Below are 1,315 nucleotides of genomic sequence, written 5' to 3'. Positions count from 1 at the left end.
CTAGGGCGTGTTGATCAAGAGGTTCCGCTCCTCGGTGGGTGAGTCTTGAACGGTGACGCGACAGGAGATCTCTGACGAGGTGTGGGCCGTGATGGAGCCGTTGATGCCGACGGTGACCGGTCGGTCGCGGCCGTGGACGGATCACCGGCTCGCTATCGAGGGGATGGCGTGGAAGTACCGGACCGGTGCGCCGTGGCGTGACGTTCCGGAACGGTTCGGGAAGTGGAACTCGATCTACAAGCGGTTCAACCGGTGGGCCGGGGACGGCACCTGGCAGAAGCTGCTCACCGAGGTGCAGAAGCAGGCCGACGCCGCTGGGGAAATCGACTGGGTCGTCTCGATCGACTCCACGATCGCGCGCGTGCATCAGCACGGCACGACCCTCGCCCGGGACACAGGGGGCTGTGCCGAATCACAAGAATCCGTGGTCCGAGCCGCCTGATCACGGGATCGGACGCTCCCGCGGCGGGCTGACGACCAAACTGCACCTGGTCTGCGACGGCCGCGGCCGGCCGCTGAGCATGATGATCACCGCCGGGAACATCAACGACACCACGATGATGAGCGCGGTGCTGGAGAACATCCGCGTTCCCCGCGACGGGAAGGGCCGCCCCCGCACCCGCCCCGACCGGGTGCTCGCCGACAAGGGGTACCCCTCAAGGGCGAACCGCGCCTGGCTCCGCGACCGGAGGATCGCGGCGACCATCCCCGAGCGGGACGACCAGATCGCGCACCGCCGCAAGAAGCCGGGCCGGCCGATCGCTTTCGGCGACAAGCAGAAGGAACGCTACAAGGGACGCAACGTCGTAGAACGCTGCTTCAACCGTCTCAAGCAGTGGCGCGGCATCGCGATGCGCTCGGACAAACTCGCCCGCAACTACCGAGCCGCCGTCAGCCTCGCCGCGGCGCTGATCTGGATCAAGACCGATCTCCGCTGAGCGCTTCGCGCTCCTGCAGCGTGCGCTCAAGCTGTCCCACCGTCGGCGCACCCGCAAAGCCGCGCTCGGTCAGATAGACCCTGCACGCCAAGTCGGCAGTGTTCCCCTGGGACGGGAACAAGTCCTGACCGTCCAGAAGAATCGTGGGCGAGCCCGCGAAACCAGAGCTCACCGCCTCAGCCTCGGTGCGGATCAACACGAACTCCACCGGAACATCGCCCCGTCCGATCGAGTCGAGCACCAGCCGTACTCGATCGCCCGCCTCCTGCCAATTCGGGCAATCCTCGATATGCAGCACCTGGATCTCCACACGCCCATTCTCCCACGCAACTCGCGGCGGCTGGCCACCCCGCACCTTCTTGATCAACACGCCCTAG

General features: G+C 66.5%; 2 protein-coding genes. One reads left to right on the top strand and one right to left on the bottom strand.

Annotated features, from left to right (window positions below; genetic code table 11):
- Positions 1-52 precede the first annotated feature (52 nt).
- Positions 53-938 (top strand): IS5 family transposase gene (locus FFS56_RS20370; RefSeq protein WP_233437320.1). Its coding sequence is split into 2 segments (ribosomal slippage): positions 53-397 and positions 399-938, totalling 885 coding nucleotides; the frame shifts between segments, so codons are not numbered across the junction.
- Here FFS56_RS20370 and FFS56_RS20365 read toward each other — a convergent pair.
- Positions 919-1,248 (bottom strand): hypothetical protein, encoded by a 330-nt coding sequence (locus tag FFS56_RS20365; RefSeq protein ID WP_127011485.1) that lies wholly within the window; start codon positions 1,246-1,248, stop codon positions 919-921. The two genes, FFS56_RS20370 and FFS56_RS20365, sit on opposite strands and share 20 nt — an antisense overlap.
- Between the last annotated feature and the right edge of the window lie 67 nt (positions 1,249-1,315).

This window comes from Microbacterium sp. Beta, from assembly GCF_005502545.1.
In the GTDB taxonomy this organism is placed as follows: domain Bacteria; phylum Actinomycetota; class Actinomycetes; order Actinomycetales; family Microbacteriaceae; genus Microbacterium; species Microbacterium oxydans.
The sequence above is the reverse complement of the archived record's forward strand: the minus strand, read 5'-3'. Positions and strand labels throughout refer to the sequence as shown.